This window comes from Kordiimonas sp. SCSIO 12610, assembly GCF_024398015.1.
Classification (GTDB): Bacteria; Pseudomonadota; Alphaproteobacteria; order Sphingomonadales; family Kordiimonadaceae; genus CANLMI01.
Genome location: NZ_CP073747.1, coordinates 968,533 through 991,767, shown reverse-complemented (window position 1 = coordinate 991,767; position 23,235 = coordinate 968,533). Strand labels below are relative to the sequence as shown.

26 protein-coding genes are annotated in these 23,235 nt (G+C 47.6%); 8 read left to right on the top strand and 18 right to left on the bottom strand.

The window, feature by feature from the left end; genetic code table 11:
- Positions 1 to 226: 226 nt before the first annotated feature.
- Positions 227 to 616, bottom strand: a complete 390-nt coding sequence (locus tag KFF44_RS04590; RefSeq protein WP_255937706.1) for a hypothetical protein — start codon at positions 614 to 616, stop codon at positions 227 to 229.
- A gap of 244 nt (positions 617 to 860) precedes the next feature.
- On the opposite strand from KFF44_RS04590, the gene KFF44_RS04585 reads away from it, so the two are divergent.
- Entirely contained in the window at positions 861 to 1,568 is a 708-nt protein-coding gene (locus KFF44_RS04585) for a hypothetical protein (RefSeq protein ID WP_255937704.1), read from the top strand.
- Positions 1,569 to 1,642: 74 nt separating this feature from the next.
- Entirely contained in the window at positions 1,643 to 2,458 is an 816-nt protein-coding gene (locus KFF44_RS04580) for a hypothetical protein (protein WP_255937703.1), read from the top strand.
- A 12-nt stretch (positions 2,459 to 2,470) separates the two neighbouring features.
- On the opposite strand, the gene KFF44_RS04575 is transcribed toward KFF44_RS04580, so the two are convergent.
- From KFF44_RS04575 to KFF44_RS04550, 6 genes are all read right to left on the bottom strand, one after another.
- Positions 2,471 to 3,790 (bottom strand): HK97 family phage prohead protease, encoded by a 1,320-nt coding sequence (locus KFF44_RS04575; RefSeq protein ID WP_255937702.1) that lies wholly within the window; start codon positions 3,788 to 3,790, stop codon positions 2,471 to 2,473.
- A gap of 317 nt (positions 3,791 to 4,107) precedes the next feature.
- A complete protein-coding gene (locus KFF44_RS04570; RefSeq protein WP_255937700.1) occupies positions 4,108 to 4,791 on the bottom strand; it encodes a PEPxxWA-CTERM sorting domain-containing protein in 684 nt (227 codons plus the stop codon).
- Between the two features lie 310 nt (positions 4,792 to 5,101).
- Complete coding sequence (locus KFF44_RS04565; RefSeq protein ID WP_255937698.1) at positions 5,102 to 6,448, bottom strand: phage portal protein; 1,347 nt, start codon at positions 6,446 to 6,448, stop codon at positions 5,102 to 5,104.
- A complete protein-coding gene (locus KFF44_RS04560) occupies positions 6,448 to 7,767 on the bottom strand; it encodes a DNA-packaging protein (RefSeq protein WP_255937696.1) in 1,320 nt (439 codons plus the stop codon). The genes KFF44_RS04565 and KFF44_RS04560 overlap by 1 nt, the downstream gene beginning before the upstream one ends.
- On the bottom strand, positions 7,727 to 8,413 hold the full coding sequence (locus tag KFF44_RS04555) for a hypothetical protein (RefSeq protein ID WP_255937695.1): 687 nt from the start codon (positions 8,411 to 8,413) through the stop codon (positions 7,727 to 7,729). The genes KFF44_RS04560 and KFF44_RS04555 overlap by 41 nt, the downstream gene beginning before the upstream one ends.
- Positions 8,414 to 8,569: 156 nt before the next feature.
- The gene (locus KFF44_RS04550; protein ID WP_255937694.1) at positions 8,570 to 9,049 is read right to left on the bottom strand and encodes a hypothetical protein; all 480 of its coding nucleotides are present in this window, start codon (positions 9,047 to 9,049) and stop codon (positions 8,570 to 8,572) included.
- A 660-nt stretch (positions 9,050 to 9,709) separates the two neighbouring features.
- On the opposite strand from KFF44_RS04550, the gene KFF44_RS04545 reads away from it, so the two are divergent.
- Positions 9,710 to 10,882, top strand: a complete 1,173-nt coding sequence (locus KFF44_RS04545) for a serine hydrolase (RefSeq protein WP_255937692.1) — start codon at positions 9,710 to 9,712, stop codon at positions 10,880 to 10,882.
- 517 nt (positions 10,883 to 11,399) lie between these two features.
- Here the strand turns inward: KFF44_RS04545 and KFF44_RS04540 are convergent.
- Positions 11,400 to 11,612, bottom strand: coding sequence for a hypothetical protein (locus KFF44_RS04540; RefSeq protein WP_255937691.1), 213 nt, complete (start codon positions 11,610 to 11,612; stop codon positions 11,400 to 11,402).
- Between the two features lie 349 nt (positions 11,613 to 11,961).
- Between KFF44_RS04540 and KFF44_RS04535 the strand changes: the two genes are divergently transcribed.
- Positions 11,962 to 13,119, top strand: a complete 1,158-nt coding sequence (locus KFF44_RS04535) for a class I SAM-dependent methyltransferase (protein ID WP_255937690.1) — start codon at positions 11,962 to 11,964, stop codon at positions 13,117 to 13,119.
- 88 nt (positions 13,120 to 13,207) lie between these two features.
- Here the strand turns inward: KFF44_RS04535 and KFF44_RS04530 are convergent, their stop codons facing one another.
- On the bottom strand, positions 13,208 to 14,059 hold the full coding sequence (locus KFF44_RS04530; protein ID WP_255937689.1) for a methyltransferase domain-containing protein: 852 nt from the start codon (positions 14,057 to 14,059) through the stop codon (positions 13,208 to 13,210).
- Positions 14,060 to 14,282: 223 nt separating this feature from the next.
- Positions 14,283 to 15,506, bottom strand: coding sequence for an acyltransferase (locus tag KFF44_RS04525; RefSeq protein ID WP_255937688.1), 1,224 nt, complete (start codon positions 15,504 to 15,506; stop codon positions 14,283 to 14,285).
- Positions 15,507 to 15,745: 239 nt separating this feature from the next.
- Between KFF44_RS04525 and KFF44_RS04520 the strand changes: the two genes are divergently transcribed.
- Positions 15,746 to 16,570: a LytTR family DNA-binding domain-containing protein gene (locus KFF44_RS04520; RefSeq protein ID WP_255937687.1), complete on the top strand. Its 825-nt coding sequence runs from the start codon at positions 15,746 to 15,748 to the stop codon at positions 16,568 to 16,570.
- A 5-nt stretch (positions 16,571 to 16,575) separates the two neighbouring features.
- Here the strand turns inward: KFF44_RS04520 and KFF44_RS04515 are convergent, their stop codons facing one another.
- On the bottom strand, positions 16,576 to 17,070 hold the full coding sequence (locus KFF44_RS04515) for a hypothetical protein (protein ID WP_255937685.1): 495 nt from the start codon (positions 17,068 to 17,070) through the stop codon (positions 16,576 to 16,578).
- Positions 17,071 to 17,184: 114 nt separating this feature from the next.
- Here KFF44_RS04515 and KFF44_RS04510 point away from each other — a divergent pair, with 114 nt between their 5' ends.
- On the top strand, positions 17,185 to 17,709 hold the full coding sequence (locus KFF44_RS04510; RefSeq protein WP_255937684.1) for a glycoside hydrolase family 108 protein: 525 nt from the start codon (positions 17,185 to 17,187) through the stop codon (positions 17,707 to 17,709).
- Positions 17,710 to 17,711: 2 nt separating this feature from the next.
- Here the strand turns inward: KFF44_RS04510 and KFF44_RS04505 are convergent, their stop codons facing one another.
- From KFF44_RS04505 to KFF44_RS04480, 6 genes are all read right to left on the bottom strand, one after another.
- A complete protein-coding gene (locus KFF44_RS04505; RefSeq protein ID WP_255937682.1) occupies positions 17,712 to 18,323 on the bottom strand; it encodes a hypothetical protein in 612 nt (203 codons plus the stop codon).
- A 182-nt stretch (positions 18,324 to 18,505) separates the two neighbouring features.
- Positions 18,506 to 18,814, bottom strand: a complete 309-nt coding sequence (locus KFF44_RS04500; protein WP_255937680.1) for a DUF1294 domain-containing protein — start codon at positions 18,812 to 18,814, stop codon at positions 18,506 to 18,508.
- Between the two features lie 43 nt (positions 18,815 to 18,857).
- The gene (locus tag KFF44_RS04495) at positions 18,858 to 19,424 is read right to left on the bottom strand and encodes a hypothetical protein (protein WP_255937678.1); all 567 of its coding nucleotides are present in this window, start codon (positions 19,422 to 19,424) and stop codon (positions 18,858 to 18,860) included.
- Positions 19,425 to 19,529: 105 nt separating this feature from the next.
- Entirely contained in the window at positions 19,530 to 20,000 is a 471-nt protein-coding gene (locus KFF44_RS04490) for a hypothetical protein (protein ID WP_255937677.1), read from the bottom strand.
- Positions 19,997 to 20,812: a hypothetical protein gene (locus KFF44_RS04485; RefSeq protein ID WP_255937675.1), complete on the bottom strand. Its 816-nt coding sequence runs from the start codon at positions 20,810 to 20,812 to the stop codon at positions 19,997 to 19,999. Before KFF44_RS04485 ends, KFF44_RS04490 begins: the two co-directional genes overlap by 4 nt.
- A 39-nt stretch (positions 20,813 to 20,851) precedes the next feature.
- Positions 20,852 to 21,952, bottom strand: a complete 1,101-nt coding sequence (locus tag KFF44_RS04480; RefSeq protein WP_255937673.1) for a hypothetical protein — start codon at positions 21,950 to 21,952, stop codon at positions 20,852 to 20,854.
- A gap of 228 nt (positions 21,953 to 22,180) precedes the next feature.
- Here KFF44_RS04480 and KFF44_RS04475 point away from each other — a divergent pair, with 228 nt between their 5' ends.
- Positions 22,181 to 22,324, top strand: a complete 144-nt coding sequence (locus KFF44_RS04475) for a hypothetical protein (RefSeq protein ID WP_255937671.1) — start codon at positions 22,181 to 22,183, stop codon at positions 22,322 to 22,324.
- Between the two features lie 13 nt (positions 22,325 to 22,337).
- Positions 22,338 to 22,511: a hypothetical protein gene (locus tag KFF44_RS04470; RefSeq protein ID WP_255937670.1), complete on the top strand. Its 174-nt coding sequence runs from the start codon at positions 22,338 to 22,340 to the stop codon at positions 22,509 to 22,511.
- Positions 22,512 to 22,573: 62 nt separating this feature from the next.
- Here the strand turns inward: KFF44_RS04470 and KFF44_RS04465 are convergent, their stop codons facing one another.
- Positions 22,574 to 23,170, bottom strand: coding sequence for a hypothetical protein (locus KFF44_RS04465; RefSeq protein ID WP_255937668.1), 597 nt, complete (start codon positions 23,168 to 23,170; stop codon positions 22,574 to 22,576).
- Positions 23,171 to 23,235 lie beyond the last annotated feature (65 nt).

Here is a 23,235-nt window from a genome sequence, read left to right as displayed (position 1 = left end):
CCCTTGTTTGAAACTAAAGTTGAATTGAATGATTTGAAGCTTAAAAATTTGGCTGGATGGGCACTTGGATGACATTAGCATTTAAAGGTGAAAGGCGAGCGCCAGCGAGGTCGAACAATGGGCTTAGGACTGCTGAACCGCAGCGTTCAAATATCCCAAAGAAAAAACCACCCAACAAAAAAGCGCCCAAAAGGCGCTTTCAGAAACAGAATTGGATGGGTTTAGTTTATCGGCATTGATAAGAAGATTTCGCAGGCTTCACCTTCAGGCGCTTGCCGTTAAACACACGGTCTTCCTTCAGCGTTTTACCGGGAGACAATTTACTACTCCCGCCGATCAGGTCAAATTCACGAATTTTCAAACCGAGCAAACTGGCAATCCGCTGTTTTAACTCACAGACTTTCATTGTTTTGAGGTCAATACCCCGGATTGTTTCTTCACCACCCTGATGAATAACCTTCACATGCTCGGCACTCGCTGCAAACGATCCAAAAGCCAATAAGCCCACAAGCAAAACACCGCGTTTTAGAGCGCTGTGTTTCAATACCAAACCAGCGCGCAAGCCAGACCCTATTTGCCCTACTTGCTTCTTAAAATATTGTGAAAAAAGCGTCATGCCCAAATCCCCCATCAAATTCCCGATTAAGGTGAATAATAACAGTATGGGTGCATAAATCAAGGCCTAAAACGCAATTTGTTCTTTATTTGTTCACTTTTTGTCTATAAGTTACCGCTATACCAGTTAAACGATACCAGCTAAACGATCAAAAAATGAAGGCAACAATACCAAGGCATACTGAACGGCCTTGGTTCGATAAAGCCAAAAATTTGATAAAGCCAAAACGGGATGGGAGGAAAGTATGCGATCCTTTGAAACAGAGCAAAAGCCATCATGGACAGACAGGTTTATATTTTTGGTGCTCGGGGTATTATTCGCCTTCACGGGGTTCACCTTGTTCCATGAACCTTCCTCCAGAATAACAGGCAAAGAAGAATATATCGATGATGGCCTTCTGTATGTCAGCCGAATTCAGGGGGAAATATCAGGCTTTGGGCAATCAACACCCCATCGTCATTCGTCACTTGCCCCCCGCTTTACCAATCCAGTCGGGGAACTGGCCATCACAAAGGACATGGTAAAATCCGTCTGTATCTTTGATATCCAAACCCCTTCCCCGCGCCTGGAGGAGGAAATATCCCTTTATGTCCAGTTTACCGATAGGGCGAAAGAGCAATTGCGTGGTCATTTCAGGGCCAATAGCGGGCAGCAAATCAACCTGATGGCTGATCAGTACACGCTCGGGCACTTATGGGCAAACGAGGAAGGGCTTAATCACTTTGAGGGCAATACCGATAATTTTGGCGCACCGCAATCACCAAAAGATCCAGACCTGACGCTTTATATCAATCGGCCGATATTCTGGCCCGCGCTCACGATGGTGGCAACATTAACAGGTAATAAAATGCCGGAAATTTGCCCTGAAACCAACCTTCTAACCCCTAAGGAACTGACGGCCCATTATGGGTATAAACGCATGGCGCATTTCATGAAAACATACCAGGAATGAAGGCAGTAAAAATATATTTTTAATTGCAAAGATCGTGTTTATGGAGCATTTTTAGAAAAAAAGGGGGAGGCATCATGTCATCATTCAGTAGAGGTATTTTAACCGGAAGTATCGTCACAGCTGGTGTTGCCCTAACGCTTTATCTTGTCATGACCAACACCTCAGCCAAACCAGAAACAAGCGGTGCATCTTCACAGGAAATATCCGAGGTAATGTCCAATCAAGTTTGGGAAATGGGTGCCCCCTACCTTGCCGGTTTGGATGACACATATAGTGCATATGACTATAACCCCTATGCAGATGGCAAAAGTGAAATCCCGTTCCTTCATATTATGGAGGCTATGCCCAGGCTCAATATATTTTATTCTGATATAAAGGATTATTGCCTTTGGTATGAAGGCAGCAGCAATGATACCGAAACAGAATTTTATGGCACCCTCAGGGTTCATTATACGCTGCGCGACGATATGATCGACAACCTTAAATCTTATTATGATGCCTATAATGCGATGGCTTATCGACCGCAATCCTTATTGCTGGTGAACGAGCGCGGAGATATTGTTTTCCCCGCAAAACCATACGGCGCCCCCGAAGAACCAGACAGCCCCGGCACAGAAGTTATAACCCCCGCGCCTGGGCCTATACTTGTCGCAGATTATAATCCACCGCACGTAACGCTAACGTTCGACCGCATGAGCTTTGGAAATGGTCTGGATATCAAAAGCACTTTGGAAAATCTGTACAAGCGTCCTTATGTAAAACGGGAGCCTTGGGACAAACCTGACGCCCTACAATATAAGGCATGCGATGGCTTGATCAGCGATATCAGTGACACCACAACCTTCAAAAAGCTGATCGAAAATTGGGAAAATTATTACTTCGTAAGGTAAGATAGTATATACTTAAAGCCCCAAAATCCTGAAATCAATCTCACTATGTTCCATATCGGGAATAGGGTCCCTTAAATGAGGCCCCTTGTATGTAATGGTGCCACGTGGTGCCAGTGTATTGATCACTTGATTAACTCGTGAGATCGCACTTTCAACCTGAGAAACCGTGCGGAAAGAACCAAGCCATTCTCTTAAATCTTTAACTTTTCCAGCATGATATACTTCAGTTAATCGTGCTGCACTTCGTCGTTGAAACAATTTCAGTTTACTTCGTTTCGGTCCGTTCTTTGTCCACTTCCAATATACAACCTCACACTCAAACATATGGATACCCTTTCCACCCGGAATGATTTTGACCTTTCCTGTTTTGTCAAAATTTAATGCAAGTCGAAACTGGCTAGTCTCTCCTCTTAACATATGAATTGGTTGAGGTGTCGGTCTAATGGAACGGTATGCAGATATGATGTTTCTTATTGTTTCTTCAATCAGTGCAGCATGCGGCCCCTTGGGCAATCTCTGCTTTCGTTCAAACACATCAGAACTATAATCTAAAAGATAATCCCTTTTGAATTCTAAATCATTCACAATATCAGCAATGTCCTGCTCATCATATGGCATCATGTTTCCTTTCTTATGTGCATTCATGTCGGCTTTAAATCCTTTGGCGGTGATGGTTTTGGCGCGGTTTCGCGAAAAGCCGGAGGCGCGCAAAAAGCGCTCGAACGCGCGCTCATCCATGATCGCATCGCCGCTCATAGCAGCATCGCCGTGTGTGGCAGCATCCGCCTTCACGCTTTCCACTCGCGCCATTTCGTTTGCAGGGAACGTAACGAGGGATATTTCCATCAAATCCGCCTTGTGGATGGTGCGGGTGCCGGTCGCGGCGTCGCGGGTTGCCTCCTTGGTAACAAACCCGATCGATAACCCATCGAGCGCCCCCATAGACAATAGTTCATAGGCTTCTGCGCCCCTGCCCTTCATTGACAGTTTCCCGCGCACATAAAGGCCCTTTTCGTCCTCGCGCACATCAAGAAAGCGCCCGATCGGTTCACGCATGTTGTGTTGCCAAAGCATGGCGGGCGTGCGGGCACGCAGGCTGTCCGCGAACGCGCCCTTTAGGACGATATCATTATCGTTATCGCGGTTACCGAACACGGCACCGTAACCTTCAAACATGCCGGGTTCGCCGCCGGCCTTCACCTCTAATTTCAGGTTCAGGCGGTCATGCCCCCTATGTTCTTGCTGAGGGCTATTAGGTTCTTCCGTTAAATTATCGGATTTCTTTACAAAACATGGCACCACGCCACGGGAAAATGATTGCGTTTCAGCCATGAAAAGCATTCCTTTGTTTGGGTTATGAATGGGGATTTAAAATTGGGGGTTATGAAGGTTTAGATTTTAAAGCACGCGCAATATCACCCCGATACTTGATGCGAATACCTAATATCGGGACCCATTCTGCATCTTTGCAATAGGGCGAAAAGTTCACTGGATTCCGTGATCAAGTCACGGAATGACCCAGAGTATGGTTAGAAAACAGTCCACAACAAAAAAAGCCCCCGCCAAACTGGAAACCAGTGTGGAAGGGGCCTTCTTTTGCCTGAGAGCATTCTGCGAAAACGAAGCCTCAGTAATCGTATTTTATGCGGCTATGTGGTCGCAATGAGCCTGCGGCGGCGCTTTAGCGCCAAGCCAACACCCGCAAAGCCAAACACCATCATCAACCATGTCGCGGGTTCGGGAACTGCGGAGATAGCCAATTCAGAAAGTCGAACATTACTAAAACGGACACTTGACTGTGATCTCGAATTCGGAAAATCAAGAAAAAAGGTCAGGATACCAACACCATTGTCATTAATTCCAACAAAATTCCGGACACTAGCCGCAGAAGTATTTGAAATTAAAGATGTGTCACCAATAAAAACTGTCAAAAAGTCAATTACGATACCATCTCCAACATCTATACCAGCATCAAGAACCGTCAACGATAACACATCAATTGAATCTGAACTTCCATCTTCAACTCGGAAGAAAGGTAAATTTGAGGGTACTTGCCAAGTCCGGTTCCCTAAAACATAGCTATTATTGCTAATTGGGTAATTAGAAGCTGTATCGCCCCCACTAAGGTTTATGATTTCTGTATTTGGTTGATTTGTGTCTAGATCGAAGCGTACCTGAAAGTTGGTTGTTAGGCCATTTGTAACACCAAACGAATTAGCCACATCAACATTTCTGAAAGTAGCGTCACCTTCAAAAACAAAGGTTGAGGCCTGCGCTGATACATTGGCTGTGACGCAGGAAAGCGCGAGCATAAGTGCAAAAAATTTCTTCATGATTTCCCCCAACTGGCGAGTTACAAAATACAAGGCGCTGCCTGACGCCGATTTAAATCATAGGCCTGATCTAAAAGTTAACAATTGGTTAACATATAATCCGTGGGTTGTGAAGTGCTATTGTTCGCGCATCTGTGAACTTTCCATGACACATCAGAAAAGATGATGCCTGACCAAACTCATTGAAGCCCCCAATATTTGATCCTGATACTTGATGCAGATACCTGATGTCTGGGTTCATATTGCGCCTGCACTATATGCAGAAAAGCATTCTGGATTCCGTGATCACGTCACGGAATGACAGTGTATCCTAGCCTGCAACACCATCACCACCCTCGATCGGCGGTAGGCCGAGGGCTTTGCGTTTTTCGTTCACGCTCAGGAAATCGGCCGAGTTGATGCGGTCAAACTTTGCGGCGCGTTTGTGCGCGAGGGCGGGGATTTCATCCAGATCGAGCTTCAGTTTCAGCGCTGAATTCTGATCTCCATAGTTTTGCCCCTTATATTTTTGCCCGTCATACTTCTGCGCCTCAAGTCTATCATGGCCCTCAAACTGCGGCACGAGCCAACCGTTCAGTTCACACACGATTTCTTCTGCAAGCGGAATGATCGTTTCTTCCCACACGCTTTGGCGCGCCTCTGCGTAATTGGAATAGGTCTGACTGTCGGGAATACCGAGCATCTGCGGCGGCACCCCGAACGCAACCGCAATTTCGCGCGCATTCATGTTTTTGGCGCTGCCCCAATCCATATCCTTCGGCGACATGCCCATATCCTGCCACTTTAGGCCACCTTCCAACAAAAGCGGGCGACCCGCGTTCATCGCGCCTGTGTAATGTTCCTCCACCTGTGCTTTCAGGTTTTCAAATTGCGTGTCCGTAAGCGGCGTTTCCCCGTCTTCTTGGTAGAGGACACCAGAGGGCGTCCCGCCATTTTGAATAAGCGCAAGGTTCCAGCGCGATCCCTCATTATGCGCATCAACCGCAAGCGCCGCGCTATCAAGGGGCGCCATACCGTACCAATCCGACAGTGGATTAAAGGTTTTCCAGTGCAGCACATGGTCCGGGCTGAAATCCTGCGTGCGCCCGGCAAGCGCCTGCCTGAAGCCTGACGGGATACCGTTTTTACCCTCCAGCACATTCATGGTGTCGGGGCGAAGTAACCAAAGCTCCTTCGGGGGTCTGCCGTCCGGCCCTACGGCCAGCATATAGGCGTTGCCGGCGATTTGATGAAAGCCAACAAGGTTCGCCATAAAATTCACCCCCTTAATGCGGGGGTTGGGCCGGGCCAGAAGGGTAAGGAGCGGATGCTCATCCACGCGCTCGTCCCCTCGCATGAGGGTTAAGGGGATGCTTGCAACGCCCTTTGCCACCAGATTGATCGCGCGGAACGCAATCACATTCTGCCGGTAGCCCTCTTCTGCGAGGCTATCATACCGGCGCGGGGTGGTTACGGCCTGACCCGGCCCAATCCGGGAATAAAGCGGTCGGTTGGTGAGCGGGCGTTTGCTGCTCGCTTTCGCTTCCATAAAAGGGGAGGAATTGGAAGCACTCTTACCCGACCTTTTGGACACATGGTCCTGTTGGGCGCGGTTCGGCGTTGCACCAGCTTGGCCCATACGGTCTTTATTCCCGAAAATTCTATCAAAAATTCCCATCAAAGTTTCCTCATTCTAAGGTGCTGACGCGGTGCCAGCATCAAATCGGTTATCGCCCACACAAGCGCATCCAGTCGGTCCGGGCTTTTGAGGTTTCTGTTTTCTACCGAACGTTTGGTTATAATATTTCCTGAATGCCCATTATTGGTAAAACTGCACATCTGATCCTCCAATTTCATGAATGAACCAACATGAAAAACCCGCCCTTGCTCATAAAGCGCGGCAACAGGTTCGGCGCGCAGGTATTTGCCGCGCCGCGCGTGCACGGACTTGATCGGGATCAGGGGATCAATCTGGCGCATGATGGTTTCCACCAGCGCCCCACCCTGATTAACCTCTGCGACCACACAGTCTGCGGACACAGCCTGATACAGGTTCACTGCACGTTCGGCCCAGCCAAGCGGGGTTTCCCCCTGTATGCTGGCGTCACGCAGCACATAGGCACAGCCGTCACCCCCAAGGCCCACCGCCACAATCCCGCATTCATCGGCCTTTTCACCAACAGAAACGGGCGGGTCCACCGCCACCACAATGCGGGTAAAATCAGGTAATTCATCCGCGCCCTCGGTGATACGGCAGGCATCCAATTGCCTGCGGGTCCAAAGTGCGCCGGGTACATCCTCCAGCAAATCTGCGTTTAATTCCTGCCTACCGATCCGCGTACCTTCATATTTTTTGATGATGTCGTCTGCGAACGTGGGCGCGAGGTTATCCAGATTGTCATAGGTCGTACCTTTGGTAACATGGGTGTTCTTTGCCGCCATTAAATCCTTTAGTAAGGCGATTGGCCTCGGTGTTGTGGTGATACAGGTGCGCGGGCGCGCACCAAGCCGCAGCCCAAACATCAAATTATCAAAGGCCGCCCGCGCGTTCGCCCAAGCGCATAATTCATCGCACCACGCGGCATCATGCTGCGGCCCGCGCAGGCGTTCTGGCTCGCTCGCGCTATAAAGCGTTGCAATCGCACCAGAGGGCCAGATAAGCTGCGATTTGGACGGTTCAAATTTCGGTCGGTTCCACGGCGGTGATACGGCAATGAGGCCGCTTTCCCCCTCCACCATCGTGCGGCGCGCGTCACCGATCGTGGGGGCAATAAGCGCAATTCGTTTTGCCGCGCTTGTTTCAACGAGCATCCGCACCCATTCGGCCCCTGTGCGGGTTTTACCAAACCCCCGCCCCGCTAGGATTAACCAATGTGTCCAGTCGCCCTTTGGTTCCTGTTGGTTTTCCCGCGCCCAGAAATCCCAATCATAATGAAGCGCCAGTGTTTCAAGCGGGCTAAGGTTGTTTAGAAAGTTTTGCTTTTGGGCCTGAGGCATTAGCCGAAAGCAGCTTGCGGTCAAGCGACTGTTTTGCCGCCATAATCTCGCTTTCAAACTCACTTGCGGGGTCCTGCCTGTTGCCTTGTTTATTGTCTGGTTTATCCGTGGACTTAGCGGAAGACGTACCAAATAATTCGGGCTTGCGCGCCTTTAGTAAAAACATCAGCATGCTGTCTGAATAATCGCGCACATGGCCGACCACTTCCCCGCCCCGAAATACGGGCTTTTCGACGCCCGTAACCGCCCGCCTGATCGCTTCTTCCTCTAGCATATCCGCACCAGAAGACCAGGCGCGTGCCCATGCCGCATCAAACGCCGCGTCCTCAAGCCGCCATGCATACAGATCGGATCGCTCGACCCCCAGCAATGCCGCCGCGCTTGAAACCGTTTCACCGCATTCGAGTGCCTTAATGAAGCTGGCTTTCTTGCGTTTATGGCTGAGTTTGGGTCTATGAGAGGGCTTGGATTTATCTGTTGCGCCGCGCAATCCGCCAGCATTTGACGCTGCACTTGAATCATTGGCTGGTGGTTGATTGCCTAGAGATTGATTGTCTGTGGATTCCATACAAGCCCCATCACGCTTTGCCGCCGCAGGTGACGATTTTGTCTTAAAACCTTCAGGGTTCTGAAATGTAAGTGTCATATTGTCTGGATACTGAAGCGATATCAAAAGGGCATAAACAGAAAAACCCGCTGGAGCTATACAGCTCGCAGCGGGCATATTCGGTCACTATGGCTATATGTATGGTGCAACATTGCCCCCCTGGGTGCAAGCTTTTTTTTACCTTTTTGATACTGATTACGAATTCGTGATCACGGCATCCTTCTTTGCAGGTTTTTCCGTAACCTTGACCCCCAATATTTTGAAAACAACATATGTCAACAAGCACACCAAAAGCGCAGAAGGCAAACCATAAAAAACAAGTATTACTGGCGCGAATGCATCTTCACGCAAATAAATTAGCATATAGCTAAACCATGCAACGTATGAAAGCGCAGGCCCCACCGCATAAAGAGGGTTTGGAGCAAGATATGGAACAGGAACAAAATATGCAAAAAACGCTGGCATCATAGGTACGACAAAGAAAAACCCCACTCCAATGATAAAAGAAAAAAGGTCTGCCCCGAAACTGATTACAGCTTCACCAAAAGAAACTTCAGATACATCATTTATGGTAGGAACAATCGAGCCAAATAACACGAATAGCATCACTGGCACAGCGGCAATCAATATACTGATACCCGCCAGTTTTTTCGCTGTTTTATACTGAATGATCAAGGTCCCCAACCCTCATACGATGTCTGCTAATATTCCTTCATAGCATAAAAGATCAAAAATATTAAAACTGACTAAATTCCGTCATATCACTGTCATAGAAGGCCCATAGATACACGGCTGTAAGGCAAATCCCAATGCCTTACCCTCTAAAATTATTTATATTTTCTGAGATACTTTTTCCAAGTTACTCTTCCCGCCCCGAAGCTCCTCCTCCCCACTCTCTGAAGCTTCGGGGTTTCCTTTTTCTGCAAGGGTTAAGGTAGCCCACTGATTGTAATGAAACCAAATGCGCGCCCTACCGTAAAATATGATAGAGTAAGATAAACCCGAACAGTTTCAGGGCCAGAATGCGTACATTAGGGGGGATCAACCATAGCCGGTAGAGGGGAACAGATTATGGCAAACAGCACCAATCAGCATGAAAACAAGGGAACACCCAAGGGCCGCGTTGTCTCTGCCATTCAGGATTTCATCAATCACGAGGCCGCTGGCGGGATGCTGTTGTGAGAAAGCTTGCAGATATTGATGTAACGCCAGCTTTAGAGAAAGTAATGTCCTAACTATTTAGATAAATAGTTTTACGAATATTAATTACATAGAATTTAGCGTTATAAAGGGTATCTATAAAATAGGGCGATTGTTCAAAGGGGTAGTAAATATATGTTAAAAGTTCTTCTAATATTTGGTTTTCTGGCAGCGGGCATTGTACCACTTTCTGCGGCGCAAGATAAAACGGAAAATCTTCAAAGCGATATAGATTTATTGGCTGAAGGCACAATTAAACGAAACAGTTTACCGTCCTTACAAATCGCCATCGGATATAAAGGGGATGTTGTTTTTGAGAAAGCTTATGGTCACAGTGACCTAGCGGCAAAAAAGTTAGCAACAACAAATACATTATATAGAACTGCGTCGATCTCTAAGTGGTTAACAGGTACGGCAACGATGAGGTTAGTTGAAGAAGGTGCAGTTGATTTAGATTCACCGATCCAAACATACTGCCCTCAATTTCCAGAAAAACCATGGCCGATAACGACAAGGCAACTCTTATCCCATACGTCAGGAATACGTCATTATGCCTTCTTAAATGGTGCTCGGCACCGAGCGGCGACAGATGAAGAATATGAGAAAGTCGAAGCTTGGGCAAAACGTATTGAGGATAGCTATACTACTCGATATACTGATGTAATCGCTCCATTGGGGCCATTCAAAGATGATCCGCTACGTTTTGAACCGGGAACGAGACATCAATATACATCCTTTGGATACCGGGTATTAGGATGTGTTCTTCGTGGCGCAGCAGATAAACCCTATAACACGATAATGCGTGAATTCATTTTTGAGCCTGCCGGTATGTCCTCTACAACGGTAGACGACAGTGCTAAAGCACTTGAAGCGCGAGCCACGTACTATCAGTTTGATAGTACAGGTAAACCAGTGTTTGCTCCCGAAAGAGATGTTAGTGAAAACCTACCAGCAGGTGGACATCTCTCGACTGCCACAGATATTGTGAAATTTTCTCAAGCTTTTGATCAAGGTGCATTAGTCAATGCATCGACGATTGAACTTATGTCTAGTTTGCCTCGCAACAATGACGGGGAAGAAATCAACGCTGGTTACGGCCATGGAGTTGACTTCATGGGGGCGTTTCCCGGTTCTTTAGGCCATGGAGGCTTTCAGGAAGGAACGACCACATTGGTAATTTTATTACCTGAAACCGATGTTTCTATCGCCGTTTTTACGAACGTTAGTGGGTGGCAGAACGTAAACGGTTTTACTAAGCAGGTGTTGGAAGCTTTTGAGAAAAACCTAGAACGCGACACTCTTAACTGAGGCAACTTAGATAGTTGAGATTAGGAAATACTCTGATGATTTCAGCCAGAGTGTCCTGCGCAGGACGGCGAGCATGGTGAGTGGCGTATTGTCCAGGTGGTTCCAATAACTTGTTATCGAGAAACCGTAAACCTTATTGGCCCCGCCAGCTTGTTCTGATTGAACGACAAAATGTAGCTCCGGGAATGCTATTTATCCTGAGATGGCTACGAAGAGATTAGTGATCCTGACGCTGGAACTACAACTTATCTAAAACGATAAAACATCATAGATGTATATCTATGATGCTGATTTCCTATGTTCGATGGTCAACAATATGGCTTTAAAAATATATTATATTACAATAGATTAGTATAATTCCATATGTATCTTGACAGAAGCGCAGCTAGAGAATGGTACATAGTCAAATAGCTGAAGAATACCAATCGCTAGAGGTATCAACCCGACAAAGGCCTTTATCCTGACATATGATTTCATGCGTCCCCCATCTGATTACACAGCCCCAAATACCGATACTCTATAGCTTCGAAAACAGGAAATACAAAAATGCAACCGCTGGCACGATTAAGATAATTGTTATCAACGCAGCGCGCCATTTTCGGTTTTTGAAAATGCTGAGTTCGGCAATCCCTGTGATGATATCAACAATCCAGCCAAGTGCCTCGAAAAACACCTCTATCCCAATTCGTAAATTCAGGATTTCCTCTGATGCCTTGTACCGTTTAATCATATCCCCCACTTTCGTTCATACACAGGATATGGGGAATATTTCACAATCTTCAATATAATCGCGCCCGAGTGATACACGCCCAATCAAATATTCTGCGATTATAGATTGCTTTTCATCATCATTCTTTTATGACTATCAATTCGAGGTAAGCATGACACAGAACACCCGTTTTGTTCTATTGGTCATGAAACCGATTGGGGGTGTGAACGGCTGAATTGAGTAGCATCAGCCAATCACGAATTGATAGAGCGGGATACCGCAACCTACCCCCTTATTTATGTGTGTATGCTGATCGACCAATATTGATCAGCCAAAGTTGATGAGCAGTATTGATAAGAGAGTAGACAAAATGACCTTTTTTTGGGGAAAATGGAAAAGTTCCAGTAAGAAGAAACAAGTATCAAAATCACCACCTGCGCAACAAGGCGGTGCAACAGAAGCCAGCGGCGCATCCGCCACCCACAATGCCGATAGTCTACCGGGTATCCACGATCAGGAAATCGCCCCCTATGACCCCCATGTCCGCGTTTTAAAGGGCGGACATTGGCCCAACATTATCCCAAAAGATGCAGACTGGGATGTTTTCCAGCGCTATTTCGATGCCTTCCTCGCCAATTATGTGGAAACCAATTGGGATCAGGCAAATATTCTGCGCAAACATTTTCATGCCATGCTGCCGGATGCGATGAAAACCTGCTCCAGCACCGATGGCTCTATGACCGACATGTGGAAGGATGTGAAGACCGCGGTGCATCAAAGCGCCGAGGTTCGCGCCGCCACTGGCCTTTCGAACATTGTGCCGCCCGATAATATTCACCGCATGCAAAAGGGTGACCCCCTGTGGGTTGGGGATATTTACAGTTCTGAAATGGTCACGGAAGCGCTCAGAAAATCAGGGATCAATCACAAGGAAGGCGAAAATTATCTGGATTTTGGCTGTTCCTCAGGTTCCCTGATCCGTATTCTGAAGGCCGTGCACCCCAAAAGCCAGTTTTACGGCGTTGACCCGATTGAAAGCGCCATAGACTGGGCATCGGATAATATTAAGGGCGCACAGTTTTCCGTCAGTGCCGCGAACCCACCGCTTCGCTTTTCCGATAATATGTTCGACGGTGTCACCGCGATTTCAATCTGGTCCCATTTTGCTGATTTTTCCGCGCTTGAATGGTTTGACGAAATGCACCGCATTATCAAGCCCGGTGGCTGGCTGTTTTTTACCACCCATGGCCTGAATTCAATTTTGCATAATCTGGTCCATAAACGAAAATCACCAAAACGGGTTCGGGCCTTGTTTGAAGGCTTGCTGGGTGCGGATTTTGTGTTTGAAGAAACGGTAAAAAGGAGCGAGAAAGACCAAAGCCTGTTGGATGTTGCCTGGGGCAACAGCTATTTCCGACCCGACTGGGTTATGAAAAACCTGTGCGACAAATGGGATATTCTATTTTTCCATCAGGGTAAAAACCAAAACAATCAGGATCTTTATGTCCTGCGGCCAAAAAACTTCTGACCGCTGTGGCATAAGAATATTGTTTCGCTCATCCCTGTGGGAATTTTGCCTTATCAACGCACGACGGTTTTATTCCCACAACAGGGTTCTATTCCCCGTGGAGGAACGCGCCCTCGTCTGATAGTTCCTTGCCACTTTTCTGGCGCGGGGCCTTGGTAACATCGAAGGGCGTGAAATCCCCATGCTTCCGGAGGACAAAATCAAACGACATTTTATGGCGGTAGGTATCAAGCGCCTCAAGGTCACACAGGTCTGCCCAGTGCTCGTCATAAAGCGACTGCACGAGCGCGGGTGTACAGTTCCATTTATGGCCGAATTCCGCCACATCATGGCGCGCATCCCACGTATAGCGCCAATCGGGCACCACAATACCGATACCGCCGCCCGGTTTTAATAGGGATAGGAAATAGCGGATCACCTCGTGCGGGTTCCCCACATGCTCCAGCATATGAAGCGCAATGATGAAATCGAGGCTGTTTTCACGAAACGGCAATGCATCCGGCAGCGCCAACAGGGCACGCGGGGTATGTTCTGCGTGCTCGCCGCTTGCGCCCATCGGGCAGCGCATAATATCAATGGGGGTGATCTGCTCATCGACAATGCGGCCACCACAGCCAACATTAATGCCATTCAGTTGATCAAGACCGTACCCTTTGGGCATGGCCTTTAGGGCGGCCTGTTCCTCAGACGCCTGCAATTCGCCGACTTCCTCAGACCCCACATAAAGCGCGAGCGTGCCAGTGCGAAAGGCAAATTCCTCTCGCTCTTCCATCGAAAGATCACCCAGCACTTCCAGATTGATCGGATCGCAGATATTGGCAGCGTTCATCGCAGCCCGCAGGGCATCCACCCGTTCCTGCGATAACAAAAACCCGTCTTTCGACGGCGCATCAGCATGCGCTTCCGTATCCTGCGCAAAAATGCGTTTTAAAAAATTCATTACCACTCCCCCCGAAGCCGCATTCATTATAAAAGCGTAGCAAACTAATAAGCCCGGCCACTCTCATGCTCTCTCAAGCTTTATCAGAATACAACCATAACACTCTTTTTCTGATATCAAAGCCCTATATTCAACAGTTTTGAACCTTTAATCCAATATCTGACCATCTTTATGACTTTATCATTAAACTTTTTTGATAACCGCATGGAACGTCAGAAAGTCTCTATTTCCGCGCCGATGACTGTGTGAATAGCGAAAGACCAAATAAGGGGCGAAGCGGCATGATACGGCGGATACATTCGTAACTTAGCATACAACCCAGAACGGTTATGAAAATCAGCATGCTTGCTTCCACATCCAGCGGGATATTCATCCGCGTCAGGTAAAACCCGGCAACAATAATGATCGTTTGATGCACAATATAATAGGGGAACACCGCACCGTTGAAATAGTGAATATAGGGATTTGGCTTGTTCAGATATTTGCGGGCAAACCCCAGTATGCCAATAATCCAGCCCCATACACAGGCATGATACGCCCCCCAGAACAGGCGACCATCCGGTATCCAGTCATACCCGATCGTGTTCCGGCAGATAATCATAAAGGCCCATAGCCCAAGCCCGAAACCAAGCCCCACACGCTTATAGCGGTCAATCGCTGCCCAGAACCCATCCTTTCCGCCGATCAGAAATCCCAGTATATACATCGCCGCATAATAGGGCGTATTAAACTGCGCCCCGAACACATAATGGCTGACCTCGTCTTCGCGCAGCGCCCCCGCCAATAGGGTGAAAAAGATCATGGGAATAATCAGGATATATTTCGCTGAGCGCGCCCCAAGATCAAACGTTTGCAGGCGTTTTAGGCCAGCGAAAACAGGCGTAAGGATAACCGTGAAGACCAGCAGGAAATCAATAAACCACATGTGGGTATAATCCGGCACATTCACGCCCATATCGTCTGCGCCTGCGATATATCTGGGCCAAAATTCCGTGAAAGACATGGAAATAAACCCGCCCTCAACAGCCTCGAAATAACGCTGTGGCGCGCAGATGAAATAAATCGCAAACAATAGCGGTACCCAAAGCCGCACAATCCGCTTGGCGTAAAGCCGCAAAAACCGATATTTATCCCACGCAAGGCGAACCGACAGGCCAGAGATCAGGAACAACAGCGGTAACCGCCATGGGTTCGATAACAGCATCAGGTTTTCCAGCCACAATAGCGGGGCATGGCTGCTTTTCACATGCCACCCCCAGCTGACATAAAACATACCAACATGATAGAGGATCAACAGGCCAAACACCCCAACGCGCAATGCATCGATATCATACCGCCGCGCTGGCATAGTGCTGGCAGGGCCAGCGTAGCTCGCTTTAAGGCTGCCTGGATCAATGGGGTCATCGGGGCCCTTGGGGTCATTGGCTTTATCAGTATGTGTGGTCATTTTTACGGTACATCCTCGCTAACTCATCTGGGCTAACTCATGTGGCTTTCAATTCGCCTTATCTCTGATTACTTCGTGAAATTAGGTTGAAAAATCCGCTTAAAAACAGCAACTTGGGACAAACGGCACACCCCGTGGTACAAACGGCGACGGGATTTTAGCCAACGGGATAAAGGGCACGACTGAGGGGATGAACGGCAAATGCAAGCAACACACAATTTGGGGATAATGGGGGCATCATGGCCTTGAATGTATGGCGGGATCGGTTTTGGATCGGGGCAATCCTGTGGACTGCGTTTCTGACAACGAACGTAATCTTTGACGCTGGCGCCCAAAACACTGAATTTGCCCGCAACGGCGTTACCGACTTTCAAGCGTGGGAACCCTATTTATGGGAAGCCTCAAGCGCAATGCTGACGCTTGCATTGATCCCGCTTGTCTTGCGGCTGGATCAGCTATTCCCGCTCGGCAGCGTGACGCCTATCCGCTACCTTGCCATGCATTTCGCCGGCAGTGTTGCCTTTTCCCTAATCCACGTCGGTGGGATGGTGTTCATTCGGGAAATCACCTATTTCGCCATCGGCGGTGATTATAATTTCGGCAGCTGGCCCTGGGGTGTTTTAAGCGAACTCGTTTATGAATACTCAAAGGACTGGCGCGGGTATTTAACGATCCTCGTGTACGCATACGCATTCAGGATTATATTGGAACACTATCAATCGCGCGGTACCGCGAAATCGGAACAACCAGCACAAGAGTTTCCGAAACTGACCGTCAAAACACGGGACGGCGAAATTTACCTGAACCCCGATGACATTGACTATATCGAGGCGGCGGGCAATTACCTGTCGCTCCACATCGGCGATGATGATTATCTGATCAGATCTAGCCTGAAGGCGATCAGCAACCGCCTGCCGGATAGCTTTCAGCAGGTCCACCGATCCTATATCGTGAACACGGCCCGCATTACCGCCGCAACCCCCACAGGAAACGGCGATAAAACGCTAACGCTGTCAACAGGGGCCAAAATCCCCATGAGTCGGCGATTTCGGGTAATGACATAGACGAGTTAATTTTGCGATTGATCACTATCTGTAGGCTTTGCATCACAGTAACTATGCTGTTCTAAGCACATTAAACGGGTTTGATCATCAATCGTTTTAAACTGATCAAAATCTTCAGCGACCCCCATGCACATGCTGTATCTATTCCACCGAGCGATCTCATCAAACGGAATAGTCGAACATCCGCGCCCTTGAGCTCTGTATAGTCTCACAATTCGTGCATTTTCATTTATCTTGTAATCGTTTGTATCCAATTTTATTTGCTGGGCGTCCAATCGGGCTTGAGTGGCAGCAAGATCATCCTGACTGCTGCGCGTTTCAAGCGCTGTAGCAATTGAAACAATTGCTGTGGCAAATGCACCAATCGCAGCGACGAAAGCCGTAATAGCGGTTATCCTTTCGACAATACCTTTCTTGGCCCGTTCCTGGATAAGTTTCTCAAGGACAATATCAACTGCATCATCTGGTGTGCCATTTTGCTGGTCTGAATCTGCCATCATCTTTCCCCTTTTTTAAGGGGGATGACAATAGCATGGTGATAATTTTGCTGCCGTGACCCACATCACATTCCTTATGGGATAGGAGTGTTAGGATATCCCACAAGGAGATACATCATGACAACCGTTGACGAAATGCTGGATGATATCCTCCGCCGCGAAGGTGGGTTTGTGAACGATCCTGATGACCGTGGTGGTGCCACCAATTTCGGGATTACGATCGCCGCGCTCAAGCACTATCGCGGCGCGGATGTGAGCGTTGATGATGTCAGGAACCTGAGCGAAAATGAAGCGCGCGAAATTTACCGCAAAAACTACCTTGTTGGCCCAAGGCTTGACCAATTGCCCCCGAGCCTTCAAACCCTGATGTTCGATAGCGCGGTTAACCACGGCCCGGGCAGTGCCGTTAAATTCCTTCAGCGTGCGCTTAATAAGCATTTCGATAAGGATTTGGCCGTCGACGGAGGTTTTGGCCCCAACACCCGCGCGACCTTGGATGATGCTTACACACAAGCTGGCGACCTTATTCTACCCGCCATCGTAAACGAGCGCCTTAATCACTATATCAATTGGGTTAATGAAACACCATCACAGAAAAAATTCCTGCTTGGGTGGATGCGCCGCCTTACCGAATTTACCTGAGGTTACGGCCGAAACGCTGCGCGGATTTCGCTAAGGGGTTGGAGGATGGGTTTTCTGTCAAACCAGGGCCCACCACAAAAACACACTGGTATGGGCCGATATGAAATTTCGCCCACTTCCCATCGATTATCCACGTTGACCATCCTTGCATCCATGGTCAAATGACCAGTTTCATGCTTGATTTCAAAATGGGCATATGTCCCCGATGCCTGAAAATCAATATCAGAAAACATAACACCCTTGTGCTGCCCATTGAACGCATCGATCAACTCATAATTATACCACCCGGGGAAATTGCATAAATGGAGCGAAAACGATTTCGCGCTATCGCCCCGATGCCGCGCAAGATACAGATTAGCACCATGTGCGCGTTCATTCTGTACGGTGGTCGACAGCAGTTTGATGGGGTCCAGCGTATTGATGGCTAATCGCAATTTACCAAGCGCGGCCTGATAGACCGCGCATTCACGCCTGACATCAGACCATTGCAATTCCATAAAAGGATCATAAAACCCGCCCTTTTGCGCCAACCGTTGCTCTGCATCCGAAAGGGGTTCGGGGTCATGGCGTTCAAGCCGAAGCGTCGAGGCATCATCAAACGCCCTGCCCCACACCCCAAAATATGAAAGCGCAGCAATCGTAGCCGCAAAAACCGAGAATATGAAAAGCCTATATCGTATTTCGTTATATTATAACAAATTAGTATTTTAGACAATGATAAATCATATCATGTGTTAAAGAGCATATGATGGCGCGTTCGGCGATATCGGCAAGGCATGAAACCTCTAATCGAGCCTCAAAAAACTGGTACAAAGATACCAATATCATGCCGATAATATACCAGCAATATCACAACGATATGCAGGATGCTGACGATCGTAAACCCACGATTAAAAGACCGTTTGGCGGTTTTATGACGGAACAGTTTCATTGCAAAGAACGCACCGAAAATCCCACCTAGCAAGGGCAATATGAGCAAACTTCGCTCGGATATTCGCTGCAGCCCCCGCACCGCCAGAAATTTATCAAACCCATAAATACAAAAGGCGATTAGGTTCATGGCACCATAATACTCAAGGATCAAAACCGGAGTGATTTCGGGCATTTTCATCCCCTACCATAGCACTGCGCATTCACATTGCCCATACTCAGGCGCTACAAGAAAATGGTCTATCTTTTAACATTTCATATCTGGATTTACTGATAATAAACTTAGAGTACGGTGGAAAAACAATTCCATACCGCTTTGGATAATCACTTTGATAAACTATTGTAACTTTATCACCTGCTTTGATGTTGTCAGGAACCATTGGTTTATGAAGATGTTTTAACCTGCGATTACAAATATTACCGTCCGGGCCTTGCCAATCAACTGACACAACCCATCCAGCAGCATCAATTGGCCGATGACGTACCCATACAATTGTTCCTTCCGCCAAAGTTCCAACGGAGGTCAAGAAAATCACTTCGATTTTACCGATTAGGTGATATAGGATAAAAAGGCCAAGACTGATTAAGTTAATCCAAATCCAAAATTTATGCCCAGTTAAAATGGACATTGACGAAGATACTGCGATTACTGCCAACAATACGATCACTATCAGACAATAACGTTTCCGCAGTATCCTTAACCCCTCCGGCCTGAAATCATCTTTTGCCTTCAAATCTGCAATAATCTCTTTCGCACGTGCGCTTAGAAACAATGTTTCAAACATCCTATTCCCCCAATTTCGGATCACTATATTTTACACGCATTTATGGATAGCAGACAAACCTTGCAGAATGGTGAATATGGATAAAAGCACCTAGAGAATTGCGAACTATGCCCCCTTCACTAGTCCATAGTGATTGAGTGTGAACAAGAGCGCGAGGATAAGGGCCATGAAAACCAGCCCCGGCCAGTATTTCCCAAGCATCCATCGGTATAGCGGTGTGGGGCGCAGGTCTTGTTCTGCATGCACGCGGTACCAATTAAGCGCCTGTTCGTTTTCCCTAAGCCAGCGCGTGCGCAGCCGCCGCTGCCATAGGTGATACCCAAGGGGTACCAAACCCAAAACAAGGGTCACCGCACCTTTACCGATCCCACCCGTCATCGACCACCCGACCGCCAGGAACACCAGCAATCCTTCAAGAAAAATGATATTACCGCGCTCGCGCCGCATGTCGGCCTCAAGGTTGCAGGCAATCGCATATTTCATCACCTTGTCCATATCCCTAAAGGGCATCAGGAGCCATTCATCCTGTATTTTCGGTTTTGATTTTGCGTTAAACTCAGGCTGTGATTTCGTCACTGGTGATGCCTCAATAAGCAAACATTATCTGAGGGCTGGTGGTAATGATAGTGCGCTACCGTACATAAATATAAATCCATCGGGTCTTTCTTGTCGCGACAGCGTTCAGGAATTGGAAGCTTACGACACATAACAGGATCATCAAGCAAATAAATCACATCGCTGATGGTATAAACGGGGTTGGTGTCTATGTCTTTAATATCGATCCGGTATCCATGAAAACCCGCGACAAACCAATAGACATAAATGTTCGCAGAGGCACTGTAGTTACGGCCAGGCTTCGAATACCAAATCGGGGTGAAATTGAGATTAAAGCTCTGTGGTGTCTGTAATTCGGCCATCACCTTTATGCCCGGCTCATTGGCGCCAAACCCGCAATCCTTCAGGGTTAGGCTACCCCCTTTAACCCCATCCCGCAGCGGGGTGATTTTGCTGTGGAACCGGATTTCCTTGATACCTTCAAATTTGGACCTGATCACTGGAATAGCCCCCTGATACAGCGCACAATCGCGTGCGGCCTTTTCGCTGAGCGCATTTTCCTGATCGATGCCTGCATCCCTTAAATGCACAGCGCTTGAATTTGCTGAAACCAACGGGGAAGCTAACAGGAAAACCATAAGGGAGACCGGAATAAATCTTGAAACCGGAATGAAAATCGAAAGCGGGATAAACCTTGAGAGCGAGATAGGTATTGGAATCGGGGCAAATATTGAAAGCGAGATAAATCTTGAAACTCGGGGTAAGGCTTTGCCTGCGCACAGTGGCCTGCATGCCATGAGTGTATCAATCATTCGGATAGATAAACGCGCCATACTATACCCCTCTTTATAATATTGATATATTATAACATATTAATTAGTTAAATAAAAATCAAAATCACATAGGGTATCAATCCGCGCATTGCTCCTATCTACTTTATGGATGAATAATTTGGTAATAGTATCAACTTTGTATGTTAACTTTCGAGTTTGACCATTTGCGCTGCGGACGATCACTTTGCGGTTTACGAACTGATTGTTATTTGGATAAGTCCAGAAACCATAAATATAAAGCTGATCGTTATTTCTGACCAAAATGCTTGAACCATGTGCGTACTTGGAGCGCATAGTCTGATTTGAAATTTCTTTCAGACTGGAATGTCTAATTTTGTTTCCAAAACCGCTAACTGCACTAGCCTTGTTAGTGACGCCATCAACCCCGTAAAATGCACTAAAGTCAGAATGTTGGGCATCAATCATGCTCCATACTCCTGATGCATCAATTCTCTCTAAACAAATTCTGGAGCCAGTCCTTTCGGAACAACTATGCTCGCTATAGATAATCCATGCATTCTTTGCTACATCAGGTGCATCCGGTAATTTATACGTGGATGCAAATCGATCATATTTAAGGTCAAGATTGGGGCAGCGCTCTCCGCAGTCAAAATTCTTCAACTCCTCGGGTAAAGAATTATCTACGCGCGTATAATCAGCAACGCGGTCTAATGGAAACGCTGGATATTCGCGACTTACGGCAGATAATGCCATCGGCACATTGGTTGAAGCAGAAAAAGGCATTTGTATTTTAAAATTGCCAGTCTCTATTCCCTCCAAAACAAAGCCTTCATTGCCGATATAAAACGGTTCTAATAGTTCACTACATAAATTATATCTTTCGCGCGAATTATATTCCCTTGTGGCAAGGCGATCATTAAACCAGCGATACACCGGCTTGTCGCTCAGCAGGTCTATACCAATATCAAAAAAATAATATGCTTGCGGGTTATTATCTTTAGTTAAGCCAGCAGGTACCTTCAACGTCTTCGAACGCGTAAAAGCTCTGGGCTCTTCAACGTGTTCTGCATCGTCCGCAAAAGCATTGGCATCCCCATAAGCCAACAAAACCAAAGCTATCGGAACAATTAAACAGTTACATACACGTATCTGCATCAAGGGTGCGAAATACTTATTCATTGATATCCCCCAATTTTTTACTCTCAACACCCACCCTACAGGCCGGAAAATAATTTTGTAAGGTTTTTCGCGAGCGGGCATCTTTAGGAATAGACATCAAAATGATGCTTAAAAAGCGGCATGACTATGCGTGCAATGCGGCACAAAGGGATGGCTAAAAATACAGGTTAAAAATATAGGCCAAAATTCAGGCCCGAGCCACGACAGCGATAAAAAGGGATAAATGTTATGAAATCTATGACAAAAAATGAAACGATTGCCTGCTTTCTAGCCCTAAGCGTTTCACTCGGCGCAGCTTATATATTGTCAACACAGTCGGACGATGAAACATCGCCATCTCCCGCAGCGATAGAAGAAACAGTGGTGAAATAAAATGATCCTGACAGTGGCAAAATTAAAAGTTCTTGGTGGCCTGATGGCGATTTATATGGCCTTGCTCGCGCTTGTTTACCTTGCCTCCACGGCTGGCGGGTCATCTCTCACTCATGGGCTTATGGGCACGAAAATACCGTTTCAACCCAGTGTGTCCGACCAGCCCCGCGTACCAGATTCAAGATAACAGGCCCCAAATGATAGGCCCGCTATCACACCCACCCAATTCACTACTTACCTCCCAATATCCTACGCCTGTAATGCGATGATGGACGCAAGCCATTTAAGCCCGTCATCATATTTGCGCTTCATCGTCCAGCGCGATGCGTTTGTTTGAAGGCTCGCGCGCACCTTTGCCCACGGAATGCGGGTTTGCTTTTCCCCCGCCTGGTGCCATGCCGCCCAGAAAAGAAGCTTGCGGTCGGCCACATCCGGCAACAAAAGCAACAGGTCAAGCGCGGGCTGCATATCATCGATTTCGCGCGCATTCGGCCTGATTTTCTTGCGCGTTTGCAGGGATGATAGCTTTGCGGGCATGTCGGTATATTTGCTCATCACCGTTTCGGGCCAGATCGACTGCCGCGCATAAAGAAACCCCGCTTCGCGGTCCGGCATGCGGCGCAGGGTCCAGGTCGCATTGATCAGGCGTGCCTCCACCCGATCCTTTAGGGTTTCAACAAGGCTGTCGTGGCTATCAGCATGATTATGGTCCACGGTATTTTGTGCGCAGGTATTGTTCGCGCCGTGGCAGGAATTGCTTGCGCCATAGCAGGTCGGGTTTTGGGCTTCTGCCGCTAAATCCTTACAGGTTTTAGCGAGCGCGTGTTCGTTTGCTCTTTTTGTCATGGATACTCTTGCCGTCATTGTGGGGGGCCTTTGCTGTAGGGGATTGTTGGGGAATGGTGGGGTTC